Annotated in this window: 15 protein-coding genes and 1 pseudogene; 7 read left to right on the top strand and 9 right to left on the bottom strand. The window is 68.4% G+C overall.

Going from position 1 to position 15,958, the window contains the following annotated elements; genetic code table 11:
- Positions 1-70 precede the first annotated feature (70 nt).
- Both trxB and trxA read left to right on the top strand, forming a co-directional pair.
- Positions 71-1,042, top strand: a complete 972-nt coding sequence (gene trxB / locus CFW40_RS17890; protein WP_088798846.1) for a thioredoxin-disulfide reductase — start codon at positions 71-73, stop codon at positions 1,040-1,042.
- A gap of 46 nt (positions 1,043-1,088) precedes the next feature.
- Entirely contained in the window at positions 1,089-1,415 is a 327-nt protein-coding gene (gene trxA / locus CFW40_RS17885; RefSeq protein ID WP_030615259.1) for a thioredoxin, read from the top strand.
- An 83-nt stretch (positions 1,416-1,498) separates the two neighbouring features.
- On the opposite strand, the gene CFW40_RS17880 is transcribed toward trxA, so the two are convergent.
- The 9 genes and pseudogenes from CFW40_RS17880 to rpmH all read right to left on the bottom strand — a co-directional run bounded on the left by CFW40_RS17880 (position 1,499) and on the right by rpmH (position 8,357).
- Positions 1,499-2,116, bottom strand: a complete 618-nt coding sequence (locus tag CFW40_RS17880; protein ID WP_088798845.1) for a GNAT family N-acetyltransferase — start codon at positions 2,114-2,116, stop codon at positions 1,499-1,501.
- Between the two features lie 308 nt (positions 2,117-2,424).
- Positions 2,425-3,522, bottom strand: a complete 1,098-nt coding sequence (locus tag CFW40_RS17875) for a ParB/RepB/Spo0J family partition protein (protein ID WP_088798844.1) — start codon at positions 3,520-3,522, stop codon at positions 2,425-2,427.
- The gene (locus CFW40_RS17870; RefSeq protein ID WP_088798843.1) at positions 3,519-4,589 is read right to left on the bottom strand and encodes an AAA family ATPase; all 1,071 of its coding nucleotides are present in this window, start codon (positions 4,587-4,589) and stop codon (positions 3,519-3,521) included. The genes CFW40_RS17875 and CFW40_RS17870 overlap by 4 nt, the downstream gene beginning before the upstream one ends.
- A gap of 305 nt (positions 4,590-4,894) precedes the next feature.
- A complete protein-coding gene (gene rsmG / locus CFW40_RS17865) occupies positions 4,895-5,620 on the bottom strand; it encodes a 16S rRNA (guanine(527)-N(7))-methyltransferase RsmG (RefSeq protein ID WP_088798842.1) in 726 nt (241 codons plus the stop codon).
- A 135-nt stretch (positions 5,621-5,755) separates the two neighbouring features.
- Positions 5,756-6,262 (bottom strand): R3H domain-containing nucleic acid-binding protein, encoded by a 507-nt coding sequence (locus tag CFW40_RS17860; protein ID WP_088798841.1) that lies wholly within the window; start codon positions 6,260-6,262, stop codon positions 5,756-5,758.
- Between the two features lie 14 nt (positions 6,263-6,276).
- Positions 6,277-7,419, bottom strand: a complete 1,143-nt coding sequence (gene yidC, locus CFW40_RS17855) for a membrane protein insertase YidC (protein WP_088798840.1) — start codon at positions 7,417-7,419, stop codon at positions 6,277-6,279.
- Positions 7,420-7,422: 3 nt separating this feature from the next.
- Complete coding sequence (yidD, locus tag CFW40_RS17850; RefSeq protein WP_006604423.1) at positions 7,423-7,740, bottom strand: membrane protein insertion efficiency factor YidD; 318 nt, start codon at positions 7,738-7,740, stop codon at positions 7,423-7,425.
- A 95-nt stretch (positions 7,741-7,835) separates the two neighbouring features.
- Positions 7,836-8,195: pseudogene (gene rnpA / locus CFW40_RS17845) on the bottom strand (ribonuclease P protein component); the annotation flags it as partial.
- Positions 8,196-8,219: 24 nt separating this feature from the next.
- Complete coding sequence (rpmH, locus tag CFW40_RS17840; RefSeq protein WP_003949374.1) at positions 8,220-8,357, bottom strand: 50S ribosomal protein L34; 138 nt, start codon at positions 8,355-8,357, stop codon at positions 8,220-8,222.
- A 378-nt stretch (positions 8,358-8,735) separates the two neighbouring features.
- Between rpmH and dnaA the strand changes: the two genes are divergently transcribed.
- The 5 genes from dnaA (at position 8,736) to CFW40_RS17810 (ending at position 15,665) form a co-directional block, all read left to right on the top strand.
- Complete coding sequence (gene dnaA / locus CFW40_RS17835) at positions 8,736-10,685, top strand: chromosomal replication initiator protein DnaA (RefSeq protein WP_088798838.1); 1,950 nt, start codon at positions 8,736-8,738, stop codon at positions 10,683-10,685.
- Between the two features lie 992 nt (positions 10,686-11,677).
- The gene (gene dnaN, locus CFW40_RS17825) at positions 11,678-12,808 is read left to right on the top strand and encodes a DNA polymerase III subunit beta (protein ID WP_088798837.1); all 1,131 of its coding nucleotides are present in this window, start codon (positions 11,678-11,680) and stop codon (positions 12,806-12,808) included.
- A 183-nt stretch (positions 12,809-12,991) separates the two neighbouring features.
- Positions 12,992-13,870: a phosphogluconate dehydrogenase (NAD(+)-dependent, decarboxylating) gene (gnd, locus tag CFW40_RS17820; RefSeq protein ID WP_088798836.1), complete on the top strand. Its 879-nt coding sequence runs from the start codon at positions 12,992-12,994 to the stop codon at positions 13,868-13,870.
- Positions 13,871-13,941: 71 nt separating this feature from the next.
- Entirely contained in the window at positions 13,942-15,132 is a 1,191-nt protein-coding gene (recF, locus tag CFW40_RS17815) for a DNA replication/repair protein RecF (protein WP_088798835.1), read from the top strand.
- Positions 15,129-15,665, top strand: coding sequence for a DUF721 domain-containing protein (locus tag CFW40_RS17810; protein WP_088798834.1), 537 nt, complete (start codon positions 15,129-15,131; stop codon positions 15,663-15,665). Before recF ends, CFW40_RS17810 begins: the two co-directional genes overlap by 4 nt.
- Positions 15,666-15,958: the final 293 nt, after the last annotated feature.

Below are 15,958 nucleotides of genomic sequence, written 5' to 3'. Positions count from 1 at the left end.
AGGATCCGTTGGGTGGGGTGAGAGTTCCGAGAGCCCCAGCAAGCAGTCGGCAGAGACAAGGAAGACACCCGTGAGCGACGTCCGCAACGTGATCATCATTGGCTCCGGGCCCGCGGGCTACACCGCAGCGCTCTACACCGCCCGCGCGTCCCTGAAGCCGCTGGTCTTCGAAGGTGCCGTCACCGCCGGAGGCGCGCTGATGAACACCACTGACGTGGAGAACTTCCCCGGTTTCCGCGACGGCATCATGGGGCCGGACCTGATGGACAACATGCGCGCCCAGGCGGAGCGCTTCGGCGCCGAGCTGGTGCCGGACGACATCGTCTCGGTCGACCTCTCCGAGGAGATCAAGACCGTCACGGACACCGCCGGCAACGTGCACCGGGCGAAGACCGTGATCGTCAGCACCGGCTCCCAGCACCGCAAGCTCGGCCTTCCCCGTGAGGACGAGCTGTCCGGCCGTGGCGTCTCCTGGTGCGCCACCTGCGACGGGTTCTTCTTCAAGGACCAGGACATCGCCGTCATCGGTGGCGGCGACACCGCGATGGAGGAGGCCACCTTCCTCTCCCGCTTCGCCAAGTCGGTCACGGTCGTCCACCGCCGCGACACCCTGCGGGCCAGCAAGGCGATGCAGGAGCGTGCCTTCGCGGACCCGAAGATCAAGTTCGTATGGGACAGCGACGTCGCCGAGATCCACGGTGAGAGCAAGCTCTCGGGTCTGACACTGCGCAACCGTAAGACCGGCGAGACCTCCGAGCTCCCCGTCACCGGCCTCTTCATCGCGATCGGCCACGACCCGCGGACCGAGCTGTTCAAGGGGCAGCTGAAGCTCGACGACGAGGGCTACCTCAAGGTCGATGCGCCCAGCACGCGGACCAACCTACCGGGCGTCTTCGGTGCCGGCGATGTCGTCGACCACACCTACCGCCAGGCGATCACCGCGGCCGGTACGGGCTGCTCCGCCGCCCTCGACGCCGAGCGGTTCCTCGCGGCGCTGTCGGACAGCGAGGCGCCCGAGCCGGACAAGACCGCGTCCGTCTGATCCGCGCACCCAGCTTTCCCACCACCCACCCAGTAAGGAGATTGCCATGGCCGGCGCCACGGTGACCGTCACGGACGACAACTTCGAAGAGGTCGTTCTCAAGAGCGACAAGCCTGTCCTTGTGGACTTCTGGGCCACCTGGTGCGGCCCGTGCCGCCAGGTCGCCCCGTCCCTGGAGGCAATTGCCGCCGAGCACGACGAGATCGTCATCGCCAAGCTGAACACCGACGAGAACCCGGCCACCACCGCCAAGTACGGCGTCATGTCGATCCCGACCATGAACGTCTACCAGGGCGGCGAGGTCGTGAAGACCATCGTCGGTGCCAAGCCGAAGGCGGCGATCGAGCGCGACCTGGCGGACTACCTCGCCTGAGTCACGCCACTCCGTTTCACGGGAAACGGGCCTGCCCCACCAAGGGGCGGGCCCGTTCTCTGTTTCACGGGAAACCGCACGCCCTACAACGGTCGCAGGGCCGGTTCCTTCTGCACGGCTCCCAGCAAGCGGTCGAGAGCCAGCTCGACATCTTCCTTCCACGAGAGCGTGGTCCGCAGCTCGAGGCGCAGCCGAGGGAAGCGGGGATGGGGCCGTACGGTCTTGAAGCCGACCGCGAGGAGGTGATGGGCGGGCAGCACACACGCCGGCTCGCTCCAGCGGGCATCGCCAAAGGCCTCGATGGCTTTGAAGCCGCGCTGGATGAGGTCCTTGGCGACCGTCTGGACCATCACGCGCCCCAGCCCCTGACCTTGGTATCCAGGGATCAACCAGGCCGTCAGCAACTGCACCGCGTCCGGTGAGACCGGGCTGGTGGGGAAGGCCGTGGAGCGCGGCACATACGCCGGCGGGGCGTACATCACGAATCCGACGGGCACCTCGTCGACATAGACCACCCGCCCGCAGGACCCCCACTCCAGCAGTACTGCCGAGATCCAGGCTTCCTTCTCCAGCTCCGGGCGTCCCGCTTTTACCGCGGCCTCGCCGCTGACGGGGTCGAGCTCCCAGAAGACACAGGAGCGGCAGCGCTTGGGAAGGTCCGGAAGGTTGTCCAACGTGAGCGGTACGAGCCGACGGCCCATGGAACCAGGTCCTCGCTTCCCTCGCCTGCCGCACCACGAAGCGCCGTCAGCGCCGCCTGCTCTCTGAGCAGACCACCAACGAATCCTCCGACAGCTGCGAGGCCGAACCCCGCTGCCAACAGTCCGGTGCGGCTCACCGATTGCATGGCCCTCTCCTCGGTGTGAGGTCTCTCCGCATGGATGCGTGCCATACCCGAACGCATCGTATCCACCCTTTACGGGCACGGGTACCGCAAGAGAGCAAAGGGCGGACCGTGTTCCGGTATGCACTCCGGAACACGGCCCGCCCAGGAGCCGAGAGCATCAGCTCACTCTTCGTCGTCGCTCTCCTCGGCCAGCGACTGGCCCAGGACGCGCCCCTCACCAGGGGCGAGCGTGCCGAGGATGCGCTCCAGATCATCCATCGAGGCGAACTCGACGACGATCTTTCCCTTCTTCTGCCCCAGGTCGACCTTCACCCGAGTCTCGAAGCGATCGGACAGCCGGGAGGCCAGACCCGTCAGCGCGGGAGACACCCGGGTGCCCGCACGGGGACCCTTGGCCTTGTTCGCGCTCTTGGGGGTCGACCCCATCAGCGTGACGATCTCCTCGACGGAACGGACCGACAGTCCCTCCGCCACGATGCGGCGCGCGAGGTGGTCCTGCTCTTCCGAGTCCTCGACGGAGAGCAGGGCGCGGGCATGTCCTGCGGAGAGCACACCGGCAGCGAGCCGCTTCTGCACGGACGGCGAGAGCTTCAGCAGCCGCAGCGTGTTGGAGACCTGTGGGCGCGAACGCCCGATCCGGTCGGCCAGCTCGTCATGCGTGCACTTGAAGTCCTTCAGCAGCTGGTCATAAGCGGCTGCTTCTTCCAGCGGGTTGAGCTGCGCCCGGTGGAGGTTCTCCAGAAGGGCATCGAGGAGCAGCTTCTCGTCGTCCGTGGCCCGCACGATCGCGGGAATCTTCTCCAGACCGGCCTCACGGCATGCCCGCCAGCGGCGCTCACCCATGATGAGCTCATAGCGCCCCGGTCCCGTCTGACGGACCACCACCGGCTGGAGCAGACCCACCTCCTTGATGGAGGTGACCAGCTCGGCAAGGGCGTCCTCGTCGAAGACCTCACGCGGCTGGCGCGGGTTCGGCTTGATCGCGCCCAGTGGCACCTCGGCGAAGTGTGCGCCTGCCACTTCCGAGACGCTGGCCGACGATGCCTCCGACCCTGCCGATGTCTCCGTTTCACGTGAAACACCGTGCGTCGGCAGCGACGTCACCTTGGCTGCCGCTACTCCTCGTTCCGGGGCCAAGACCGGTGCGGACGACGATGACGCCGCTCCCTGCCCCGTAGTCCCGGCATGGTCCGTGCTCTGCGGTGCCGCGGGGATCAGCGCACCGAGCCCACGGCCCAGGCCTCTACGTCGTTCGCTCACTGAGTCCCCTCCGAGATGCTGTGCTGTGCTTCATAGTTGACGCTGAGGCCCTGGCCCCCGGTGTGCGGGACCCCACGCAACGCGATCTCTCGGGCTGCTTCGAGATAGGAAAGCGAGCCACTGGATCCCGGGTCATAGGTGAGCACCGTCTGCCCATAGCTGGGTGCCTCGGAGATGCGCACCGAGCGGGGAATGCTGGTACGGAGCACCTCGTGGCCGAAGTGACTGCGCACTTCATCGGCGACCTGGGAGGCCAGCCGGGTGCGGCCGTCGTACATGGTGAGCAGGATCGTCGAGACATGGAGCTTGGGGTTGAGATGCCCCCGCACCAGATCAACGTTCCGGAGCAGCTGGCCCAGCCCCTCCAGCGCGTAATACTCGCACTGGATCGGGATCAGTACCTCGGCGCCGGCCACCAGAGCGTTGACCGTCAGCAGGCCGAGCGAGGGCGGGCAGTCGATGAAGATGTAGTCCAGGGGCTGTTCATACGCCTTGATCGCCCGGTCGAGGCGGCTCTCACGGGCCACCAGGGAGACCAGCTCGATCTCCGCACCGGCCAGGTCGATCGTGGCGGGCGCGCAGAACAAGCCCTCCACATCCACGACCGGCTGTACAACGTCGGAGAGTGGCTTGCTCTCCACGAGTACGTCGTAGATGGAGGGCACTTCGGAGTGGTGGTCGATGCCCAGCGCCGTTGACGCATTGCCCTGGGGGTCGAGGTCGATCACCAGAACCCGGGCACCGTGCAGAGCCAAGGAGGCCGCCAGGTTCACGGTGGTCGTGGTCTTGCCGACCCCGCCCTTCTGGTTGGCAACCACCATGACCCGAGTCTGTTCAGGCCGGGGCAGCCCCTCACCCGCGCGGCCGAGTGCCTCCACCGCCAGCTGAGCTGCACGACCGATCGGGGTGTCGTCCATCGGGGGCGGCGTTTCACGTGAAACGTCGTCCCCGAACGACTCGCTACGGGGACCGGGGACCGGATCGGTCATCGGTCCCGCGATGTTGGCGTCGGACCGCAAGGATTCACTCTCCTCGACATCAGGCTCGCAATGTTCAGAGCCTGCCATGCTTTCGGTGTCGCGAACCAGTGAGGTCCGTTCTCCTGTGGACGAATCCAGTTCTGTGGATACTTCGCTGACCCTTGTGGGTCTACGGTCGCGGGGCGCGGCGGCCGCACGACCACGGTCGATGATCCCTTGCAGTAGAGAACGACGTTTCACGTGAAACACGATGCCAGCGTCACGCCTGAATCAGCCGCGACACTCCGCCTTGTGTCGTTTTGGTGGCATTGAGGGCTTTTGCCGTTTCCTCTCCTCACGGAACGGCACCCCCTGGCACCCCTGCCGATCTGTGACGATTCGGCACCAGGGCGTCAGCGCCGGCGACCCCTCGATGCCCGGCCCACCCGAGCCGCCTTGGCCCGCTTGGCCGCAAAGCGCACACCGCCGGGACTCTCGCCCACCTCGACCCGTACGACGGTCGACGGCGGATCCACGATGCCCTCGCCGACGTGCACCACCGAGGTCTCCACGACGCCCAGCTTGCTCAGCGCCGCCCGGGCTCCCTTGAGCTCCTCCTCCGCGGCATCGCCCTTGAGCGCCAGCATCTCGCCGTAAGGACGCAGCAGCGGAACCCCCCAGCCGGCCAGCCGGTCGAGCGGGGCGACGGCACGCGCCGTCACCACATGCACCTGGGGCAGCTTCCCCATCACCTCTTCGGCCCGCCCGCGCACGACCGTGACATGGTCAAGCCCCAGCAACTCGACGACTTCCTGAAGGAAGTTCGTACGCCGCAGCAACGGCTCCAGCAGCGTGATCTTCAAATCCGGGCGCACCAGAGCCAGCGGGATACCGGGCAACCCGGCCCCCGAGCCCACATCGCAGACCGAGACGCCCTCGGGCACGACCTCGGAGAGCACCGCGCAGTTCAACAGGTGCCGCTCCCACAACCGCGGCACCTCACGCGGGCCGATGAGCCCACGCTTCACCCCGGCGTCGGCGAGCAGTTCGCCGTACCGCACGGCCTCCGCAAAGCGCTCGCCGAAAACCTCCTCCGCCGCCTTCGGCGCAGGAGGGAGCTCCGCTGCTGCCTCCGTCACGGGAACCGCCCTTCCTCTGGACTGCTTTTTCTGCCGGGAACCCGGGTTACGCCCCCGGGATAACACAGAACGCTGACAACTTTTGGCCCCGCCTGCGAGCAGACGGGGCCAAAGAAAAACGGGAGCGCTGAGCGGTCAGGCCGGGAGAACAACCACTCGGCGCTGCGGCTCCTCGCCCTCGGACTCGCTGCGGAGCCCGGCCGCCGCCACCGCGTCGTGGACGACCTTGCGCTCGAACGGCGTCATGGGGTCGAGCTTCACCGGCTCACCGGTGCCCTTGACCTCTTCCGCGGCCTTCGCACCGATCTCCGCGAGCTCCTCGCGCTTACGCGCCCGGAAGCCGGCGATGTCCAGCATCAGACGGCTGCGGTCACCGGTTTCACGGTGCACGGCCAGCCGGGTCAGCTCCTGCAGGGCCTCCAGCACCTCACCGTCGCGGCCCACCAGCTTCTGCAGGTCACGGCTGGTCGAGTCACTGATGATCGATACAGCGGCGCGGTCGGCCTCGACATCCATGTCGATGTCACCGTCGAGGTCGGCGATGTCCAGCAGACCCTCGAGGTAGTCGGCCGCGATCTCGCCTTCCTGCTCCAGGCGGGTCAGGGTGTCGGTGCCCTTGGTGGCAGGGGTCGTGTCCGTCACGAAAGGACTCCTTCTTACTTCTTGGACGGGTGCTTGGGGCGCTGCTGGCCCTTGCGCTGACCGGACTTGGTGGTGCGGGACCCGGAGGCGCCGCCCTTCTCCTTGCCCTCCTGCGCGTCCTTCTTCTCCAGCGACTGCTTCTTCGCAGCACCCTGTCCGGCGCCCGTACCACCCGAAACGGATCCGGCACGCGTACGGTTCTGCGCACCGCCGACCGGTGCGGCGCCGCCGGTCTGCCGCTTGGACTTCGTCTGGCGCTTGGGCTGCTGGCGGTTCTGGCGCGCCTCCTCGGCGGCCTGCTTCGCCTCGACGACGGCCGGGTCCTCGACGATCTTGCCGGCGGCACGCAGCCGCTCCTGGCGCTCCGCGAAGGCCTTGCTGCCCGGGGTCGGGTTACGACGGATGACGAACATCTGCTGGCCCATGGTCCACACGTTGGTGGTCAGCCAGTAGACGAGAACACCGACGGGGAAGTTGATGCCGAAGACGGCGAACATGACGGGGAAGACGTACATCAGCATCTTCTGCTGCTGCATGAACGGCGTCTTCACCGTGAGGTCGACGTTCTTGGTCATCAGCTGGCGCTGCGTGTAGAACTGCGACGCCGACATCAGGACGATCATGATGATCGTAACCACGCGGACGTCGACCACGGAAGCACCGAGGCTCTGGATCTTCTCCGCGCTGTCCATGAACTTCGCCGCCAGCGGCGCACCGAAGATGTGCGCCTTCTGCGCGCTCTCCAGCAGCGGCTGGTCGATGACGCCGACCGTCTTGTTCTGCGCGATGTGGCTCAGGACCTGGTACAGCGAGATGAAGAACGGCGACTGGGCCAGAATCGGGAGACAGCTCGAGAGCGGGTTGGTGCCCGTCTCCTTGTAGAGCTTCATCATCTCTTCGGACTGGCGCTGCTTGTCGTTCTTGTAGCGCTCCTGGATCGCCTTCATCTTCGGCTGGAGCGCCTGCATGTTCCGCGTCGACTTGATCTGCTTCACGAAGAGCGGGATCAGGCAGATACGGATCAGCACCACCAGCGAGACGATGGACAGACCCCACGCCGCGCCACTGTTCTTGTCAAAGATGAGGCTGTAGAACGAGTGGAACTGGACGATGATCCAGGAAACAGCGATATAGAGGGGACCGAGGATCGTGTCCACGAATCAGGCTCCTTGGGCGTTGGGCTGAGTCTCGGGCTGGGCGACAGGCTCAGGGACGGTGGGCCCGCCCAGGCGGCTCCTCAGCCGCTGATGCCAAACCGGACGCTTCCGGGGAGGGACGTGGTCGACGCCACCGAGCGACCACGGATTGCATCGCAGGATGCGCCAGGCTGTCAGCGCAGTCCCTTTCACCGCACCGTGCCGGTCGATGGCCGTGTAGCCATAGTGCGAGCACGACGGGTAGTACTTGCAGACCGGTCCCAGCAAGGGGCTGATGGTCCACTGGTAGATCTTGATCAAAAGCAGCAGCGGGTACTTCACTGTGCGCTCCCTCCCGGGTCCCGTCCGGGGTTCCGGGGGCCCGCGGCGGAGCCGCCGCCGGTCACGGCCCCCGGGGGATGGCAGCCTTTCGGCACCCCTCCCAGCAGCCGCTCAAGTGCGGCATCCAGGTCGCGGGCCAGTTGGTCGTGTTCCGCATCACCCGCACAGGGCAGGGCCCGTACGACAACCAGGCTACCGGCGGGCAGCCGGTCCAGCCGGTCGCGCATCAGATGCCGAAGCCTGCGCTGGACCTTGTTGCGCACGACGGCGTTGCCCACTGCCTTGCTCACGACGAAACCCGCACGTGCCGGGGGAACACTCTCCCCCGACCCGTGCGGGTCCGTTGCACCGCTGCGGAAATGAACGACAAGGAGCGGGCGCCCGGCCCTGCGTCCCCGGCGTACCGCGGCCGCGAAGTCCTCGCGCCGCCTCAGCCGATTCTCGGTAGGCAGCACGTCATGGACCTAGGTTCAGGCTGCTCAGGCCGACAGGCGGGCGCGACCCTTGCCACGGCGGGACGCGAGAATCGCGCGGCCGGCGCGGGTCCGCATGCGCAGACGGAAGCCGTGGGTCTTCGCGCGGCGGCGGTTGTTCGGCTGGAAGGTGCGCTTGCTCACTCGGGGGCTCCAGGAATGCTTGTTGTCTCGCGAGAGACAGATGTGGGGCGTCGACTGGCTGTCACCGTGCGCCCACGAGTAGCTCGCAACGCCTAAGTGCACCGCTACACGATCACTCGAGCGTGATCTTTGCCCATCGGAGGCAGGCGGCAGCAGCCATCGACAACTCGACCTGGTCACGGTACGCGCGGCTACGCCATCCGGTCAAACCGGCTCCTCGGCGGCCCCGACCGGCCTCTTGTCAGGACACACTATGCACAGCCTGTGGACAACAACTTGAATCCCCAGGCCCGCCCTGACTACCGTGGCTGAACTCCGATTCCTTCCCGCCCGTCCTGAGAATCACACATTCGTGGGACTGCTGAGAGAGCGTGCCCCGTGGCTGATGTACCTGCCGATCTTGCCGCAGTGTGGCCGCGCGTGCTCGACCATCTCCTTCGCGCGGAGGCCGACGGCCTCAAGCCCAAGGACCAGGACTGGCTCAAGCGCACCCAGCCGCTGGCGCTGGTTGCCGACACCGCGCTGCTCGCCGTCCCCAATGAGTTCGCCAAGGGTGTGCTGGAAGGCCGGCTGGCGCCGCTGATCGGGGAGGCTCTGAGCCATGAGTGCGGCCGCCCGATCCGGATCGCGATCACCGTGGACGACTCCTCCGAGGAGCCCCCGGCATCGCCCGCGCCCCCGCACCAGTCGCCGCAGCACCAGTCCCCCCAGCACCCGTCGTCGCCTCAGCAGCACACCCCGCACTCTCAGCCGTCGCATCAGGCGCAGCAGCAACACGATGCCTACGACGGCTACGAAGCGCGGCACGACAACCGTCACGAGAGCCGTCACGACAACCGGCAGGGCTACGGGCACCAGGGCGAGGACCTGCCCGGCGTGCGCCCCGCCTATCCGGACTACCCACAGCCGCGGCACGAGCCCGGCGGCTGGCCGCAGCACTCCTCCGGTATGGCCGGCGGCCCCGGCCCGCGCGAGGACTACGGCTGGCAGCAGCACCTGGGCGGCTACCCCGAGCGCGACCCCTACGCCTCCCCTTCGTCCCATGTATCGCAGCATCAGCAGCGGCAGAACGACTACCGCGGGCAGGCGCCCGACCGCAGCGGGCCGCCGCAGCACTCCGACGCCCGCTCCCCTTACGACCAGCCGCGCCGCGACCTCTCCGAGCACCAGCCCGGCGGGCACAACGGCCGCTCGGGCGCTCCCGGCTCCGGCCCCGGCGCCGTGCTTCCCGCGCCCAGCGGTGCGCCCAGCCCGCTCGCCGCGCAGCCCGCACCGGCGACCGGCCCCGGCGAGCCGACCGCGCGGCTGAACCCGAAGTACCTCTTCGACACCTTCGTCATCGGTGCCTCGAACCGCTTTGCGCACGCCGCCGCGGTCGCCGTCGCCGAGGCGCCGGCCAAGGCGTACAACCCGCTGTTCATCTACGGGGAGTCCGGTCTCGGCAAGACCCATCTGCTGCATGCCATCGGGCACTACGCGCGCAGCCTGTACCCCGGCACCCGCGTGCGGTACGTGAGCTCGGAGGAGTTCACCAACGAGTTCATCAACTCCATCCGCGACGGCAAGGCGGACGCGTTCCGCAAGCGCTACCGCGACATGGACATCCTGCTGGTCGACGACATCCAGTTCCTGGCGAGCAAGGAGTCGACGCAGGAGGAGTTCTTCCACACCTTCAATACGCTGCACAACGCGAACAAGCAGATCGTGCTCTCCAGTGACCGGCCGCCCAAGCAGCTGGTCACCCTGGAGGACCGGCTGCGCAACCGCTTCGAATGGGGTCTGATCACCGACGTCCAGCCGCCCGAGCTGGAGACCCGGATCGCGATCCTGCGCAAGAAGGCGGTCCAGGAGCAGCTGAACGCGCCCCCGGAGGTGCTGGAGTTCATCGCGTCCCGGATCTCGCGCAACATCCGTGAGCTGGAGGGCGCGCTCATCCGGGTCACCGCGTTCGCCTCGCTCAACCGGCAGCCGGTGGACCTGGGGCTGACCGAGATCGTGCTGAAGGACCTGATCCCCGGGGGCGAGGACGCCGCGCCGGAGATCACCGCGACCGCGATCATGGCCTCGACGGCCGACTACTTCGGGCTGACCATCGACGACCTGTGCGGCTCGTCACGCAGCCGGGTGCTGGTGACCGCCCGCCAGATCGCCATGTATCTGTGCCGCGAGCTGACCGATCTCTCCCTGCCGAAGATCGGCGCGCAGTTCGGCGGCCGGGACCATACGACCGTGATGCACGCCGACCGCAAGATCCGCGCGCTGATGGCCGAGCGGCGCTCGATCTACAACCAGGTCACCGAGCTGACCAACCGCATCAAGAACGGCTGAGGGCGGCCACGCTGCCACCGGCCACCGCAGGACGTCCCAGGGCGCTCCGGACCCGTTCCGGCAGCGCCCTTCGTCGTACGGGGCCGGCCGTGCGGCGAAGCCCGCGCCTCCCCAGAGGCCGAGTGCTCCCCAGAGGCCGAGTGCTCCCCACAAAGACGCTCCCGACCCGGCTCCCGGCCCCCTGTGGCCCCTCCTCCGGTCCGCCCCGCCGCCGTCCCAAACCTGTGGAGCGCGCCTGCTGTGTTCGATTCCGCGGCCGGTCACGGCTTCTCTCCACAGATTGGGCAAGAATCTTCCGTCCACATCCTGGGGAGGGGAAAGTTATCCCTGTGGGATCCACAGGCCGGTGTTCTGACGGGGCATCGGAGGAGGTCAGCCGCGTGTGGATTTGTGGCCAACCTTCCTCCACAGGGTGTGGACAGTGGATTCGTCCACAGGGAAGGCCGCGTCTTGTCCACCGCCCGCCCACAGGCAAGCCGCTGTTGTCCCCAACGATCACCGGCTTCTCCACATCGCTGTCCACTGTTCGGCAACACAACACCCGCCCTCACCGGGCCGAGTGAAAGCGGTCACACCAAGGTGAGGGATTGGGCTGTGGGGAACGGGGGTAAAGCTGGGGATGGCGCTGGGGAGAAGTGCCCGTCCCCTGTGCATCGGGTGTGCAGAACTTCCGGCGGTCCACAGAGCCACCGGCTTTTCCACGGCCGCCACCCACAGGGGCAGTGGACAAAAAATCCGCGTTGACCTGCGCAAAAGCAGTTGTCCACGGTTTCCACAGCCCCTACTACTACGACCACGGATATCTACCGGGGAACTCGTTCGGAAACGGGGCCTGTGCACAAGTTGGCCGCCGAGCGTCCGGCACCGGTCGAGCCGACTTGACCCCGAGCCGCACCGACTGTCGGTGGCGTGCGTCAGACTGGTCTCCGGCAACCCAGCCGACGACGAAGGCCAGCAGGGCGAGAGCCAGCAACAGCAGGAGGCGGTTTCCGGTGAAGATCCGGGTGGAGCGCGATGTACTCGCGGAGGCAGTGGCCTGGGCGGCCAAGAGCCTCCCGGCCCGTCCGCCGGTGCCCGTCCTCGCGGGCCTGCTGCTGAAGGCGGAGGAAGGCGCGCTGAGCCTCTCCGGCTTCGACTACGAGGTCTCCGCACGGGTCTCGGTGGAAGCAGAGGTGGAAGAGGAGGGCACGGTCCTCGTCTCCGGCCGGCTGCTCGCCGACATCTGCCGTGCGCTCCCCAACCGCCCGGTGGAGATTTCCACCGACGGTGTACGGGTGACCGTCGTCTGCGGCTCCTCGCGCTTCACCCTCCACACACTGCCTGTGGAGGAGTACCCGTCCCTGCCGACGATGCCCACCGCCACCGGCACCGTCCCCGGTGAGGTCTTCGCCGCGGCCGCCGCCCAGGTCGCCATCGCCGCCGGCCGTGACGACACCCTTCCGGTGCTCACCGGCGTACGGATCGAGATCGAGGGCGACACCGTCACCCTGGCCTCCACCGACCGCTACCGCTTCGCCGTGCGTGAGTTCCTGTGGAAGCCGGAGAGCCCGGACGCCTCCGCGGTCGCGCTGGTCCCCGCCAAGACGCTGCTGGACACCGCCAAGTCCCTGAGCAGCGGCGACACCGTCACGCTCGCGCTGTCCGGCTCCGGCCAGGGCGAGGGCCTGATCGGTTTCGAGGGCGCCGGACGGCGGACGACGACGCGTCTGCTGGAAGGCGACCTGCCGAAGTACCGCACCCTCTTCCCGACCGAGTTCAATTCGGTCGCCGTGATCGAGACCGCCCCGTTCGTCGAGGCCGTCAAGCGTGTGGCACTGGTGGCCGAGCGGAACACCCCGGTCCGGCTGAGCTTCGAGCAGGGCGTGCTGATCCTGGAGGCCGGCTCCAGCGACGATGCACAGGCTGTGGAGCGGGTGGACGCCGACCTGGAGGGCGACGACATCTCGATCGCCTTCAACCCGGGCTTCCTCCTGGAGGGCCTGTCGGCCATCGACTCCCCGGTGGCGCAGCTGTCCTTCACGACCTCGACCAAGCCCGCGCTGCTGAGCGGCCGGCCGGCCAAGGACGCCGAGGCGGACGACGCGTACAAGTACCTGATCATGCCGGTGCGGCTCTCGGGCTGACGGCCGGAGCGCAGGGGTGACGGCTGTCCGGCGGACACCGGACGGCGCCCCGGCCGCGCGCCGTGCGGCGACCGGCTGAAGGGCCCCTGATGAGCGGCTGAGCCCACAGGTGTGCGCGGACCTGCGGGCGTAGGCTCGGACCCGGGTACGAACAGCAACGACTACGTGCAAAGAGGGTCTCGGATGGAGCTCGGTCTCGTCGGTCTCGGCAAGATGGGCGGCAATATGCGCGAGCGCATTCGCCGCGCCGGCCACACCGTCATCGGATACGACCGCAACCCCGACGTGGCGGATGTCAACAGCCTTCAGGGGCTGGTGGACAAGCTCAAGGGGCCGCGGGTGGTCTGGGTCATGGTGCCGGCCGGTGCCGCCACCCAGTCCACGATCGACGAGCTGGCCGAGCTGCTGTCGCCGGGCGACATCGTCGTGGACGGCGGCAACTCCCGCTGGACCGACGACGAGAAGCACGCCGAGGAGCTGAAGGCCAAGGGCATCGGCTTCGTCGACTGCGGTGTCTCCGGCGGCGTCTGGGGTCTGGAGAACGGCTATGCGCTGATGTACGGCGGCGACAAGGACGATGTCGCCAAGGTGCAGCCGATCTTCGATGCCCTCAAGCCCGAGGGCGAGTTCGGCTCGGTACACGCCGGCAAGGTCGGCGCCGGCCACTTCGCGAAGATGGTCCACAACGGCATCGAGTACGCCATGATGCAGGCCTTCGCCGAGGGCTGGGAGCTGCTGGAGAAGGTCGACTCCGTCACGGACGTGCGCGAGATCTTCCGCTCGTGGCAGGAGGGGACGGTCATCCGTTCCTGGCTGCTCGACCTGGCCGTCAACGCCCTCGACGACGACGAGCACCTGGAGAAGCTGCGCGGCTACGCCGCCGACTCCGGTGAGGGCCGCTGGACGGTCGAGGCCGCGATCGACAACGCCGTGCCGCTGCCCGCGATCACGGCCTCGCTCTTCGCGCGCTTCGCCTCCCGCCAGGACGACTCCCCGCAGATGAAGATGATCGCCGCGCTGCGCAACCAGTTCGGTGGCCACGCGGTCGAGAACAAGAAGTAGCAAGCAGCAACAAGAAGCAGTAACCACCGCAGTAACCGGTGGCAACCGCCGGGGGAGGTCGGCGCTCAGTCATGCACATCACGCATCTGTCCCTCGCCGACTTCCGCTCGTACGCCCGGGTCGAGGTTCCGCTCGACCCGGGCGTCACGGCTTTCGTGGGCCCCAACGGCCAGGGCAAGACCAATCTGGTCGAAGCGGTCGGCTATCTGGCGACGCTCGGCAGCCACCGGGTCTCCTCGGATGCCCCGCTGGTGCGGATGGGCGCCGAGCGGGCGGTCGTCCGGGCCGCGGTCGTCCAGGGCGAGCGGCAGCAGCTGGTCGAGCTGGAGCTCAACCCGGGCAAGGCCAACCGCGCCAGGATCAACAGGTCGTCCCAGGTCAGGCCGCGGGATGTGCTGGGGATCGTCCGGACGGTGCTGTTCGCGCCGGAGGACCTGGCGCTGGTCAAGGGCGATCCGGGCGAGCGGCGGCGGTTCCTGGACGAGCTGATCACCGCGCGGTCGCCGCGGATGGCCGGGGTGCGCTCGGACTACGACCGCGTCCTCAAGCAGCGCAACACCCTGTTGAAGACCGCGGCGCTGGCGCGCAGGCACGGCGGGCGGCAGATGGATCTGTCGACGCTGGACGTGTGGGACCAGCATCTGGCCCGCGCGGGCGCCGAGCTGCTGGCGCAGCGGCTCGATCTGATCGCCGCGCTGCAGCCGCTCGCGGACAAGGCCTATCAACAGCTGGCGCCGGGCGGCGGACCGCTGGCGCTGGAGTACCGCGGCTCGGCGGGCGAGGCGATGGCCGCCGCCGGGACCCGCGAGGAGCTGTACGGCGTGCTGCTGGCGGCGCTCGGCGAGGCCCGTAAGGGAGAGATCGAGCGCGGGGTGACGCTGGTCGGCCCGCACCGCGACGATCTGGTGCTCAAGCTGGGTCAGCTCCCGGCGAAGGGGTACGCCAGCCATGGCGAGTCGTGGTCGTACGCGCTGGCGCTGCGGCTGGCCTCGTACGACCTGCTGCGGGCCGAGAGTCCGATGGGCGGGCCCGGAGGGCCCTCGGACGGGGGCGGTGGCGGGCGACGGGCGGGCGAGCCGGTGCTGGTGCTCGACGACGTCTTCGCCGAGCTGGACGCGCGGCGCCGCGAGCGGCTGGCGGAGCTGGTGGCCCCGGGCGAGCAGGTGCTGGTGACGGCCGCGGTGGACGACGATGTGCCGGGCGCGCTGGCCGGGGCGCGCTATGCGGTGTCCGGCGGCACCGCGGAGAAGGTGACCCCGTGAGCGAGGAGCAGCCCGGCCCGCCCCAGCCTTCCCCTGAGCTCTCCGGTGTGGATCTGGCCCGGCAGGCGCTGGTCGCCGCCAAGGAGCAGGCGCGGGCGCGGGGCGCGGCCGCGCAGCAGAAGAAGCAGGCCCGGCGCGGGGGACTGCGCTCCGGCGCGCGGGCGGACGGCCGCGATCCGCTGCCGCTCGGTGCGGCGATCAACCGGCTGATCACGGAACGCGGCTGGGAGACCCCGGCCGCGGTCGGCGGGGTGATGGGGCGCTGGCCGCAGCTGGTCGGGCCCGAGGTGGCGCAGCACTGCGAGCCGCAGAAGTACGACGAGGACGCCCGGGTCCTGACCGTCCAGTGCGATTCGACGGCCTGGGCGACGCAGCTGCGGCTGCTGGCCCCGACGCTGGTGGCCCGCCTCAACGAGGACCTGGGCCACGGCACCGTAAAGGTCATCAAGGTGCTCGGTCCCGGGGGTCCCGCGCGCCGGTACGGATCGCTGCGGGCACCGGGCAGCAAGGGCCCCGGCGACACCTACGGCTGACCCCTGTGACCCCCCTCTACGGGTGAGGCGGATGAGACTCCGCTCACGGTAGCCGCCGGTTGACAGTCCGAAGCGCTGAGTGCCCGTGTGAGCGTCCTGGGGCCCCTTCTCGAATATGGGGAGTCGGCGGACGCCAGTTCAGGGCGGCACATGACGACTCAGGTACCTGCAAACCCCCATGAGTGTCGGCGCTACCGGTAGACTGGTGCCAATTCCGCCCACTCGCGGAACATGTCGAACGACGCAGCCCCGCCCGCCTGTCTTCCCAGGGGTGATCCCCGCAGGCGCGGAAG

It is taken from the genome of Streptomyces sp. 2114.4 (genome assembly GCF_900187385.1).
Lineage (GTDB): Bacteria > Actinomycetota > Actinomycetes > Streptomycetales > Streptomycetaceae > Streptomyces > Streptomyces mooreae.
Note: the sequence above shows the minus strand (reverse complement) of the source record. Positions and strands in the feature narration are given on the sequence as shown.

Excerpts from the sequence above, each read along its gene's own strand:
- trxA (WP_030615259.1), top strand. The coding sequence starts at position 1,089 with ATGGCCGGCGCCACGGTGACCGTCACGGACGACAACTTCGAAGAGGTC.
- CFW40_RS17880 (WP_088798845.1), bottom strand. The coding sequence starts at position 2,116 with ATGGGCCGTCGGCTCGTACCGCTCACGTTGGACAACCTTCCGGACCTT.
- CFW40_RS17870 (WP_088798843.1), bottom strand. The coding sequence starts at position 4,589 with ATGGCAGGCTCTGAACATTGCGAGCCTGATGTCGAGGAGAGTGAATCC.
- gnd (WP_088798836.1), top strand. The coding sequence starts at position 12,992 with ATGGAGCTCGGTCTCGTCGGTCTCGGCAAGATGGGCGGCAATATGCGC.
- recF (WP_088798835.1), top strand. The coding sequence starts at position 13,942 with ATGCACATCACGCATCTGTCCCTCGCCGACTTCCGCTCGTACGCCCGG.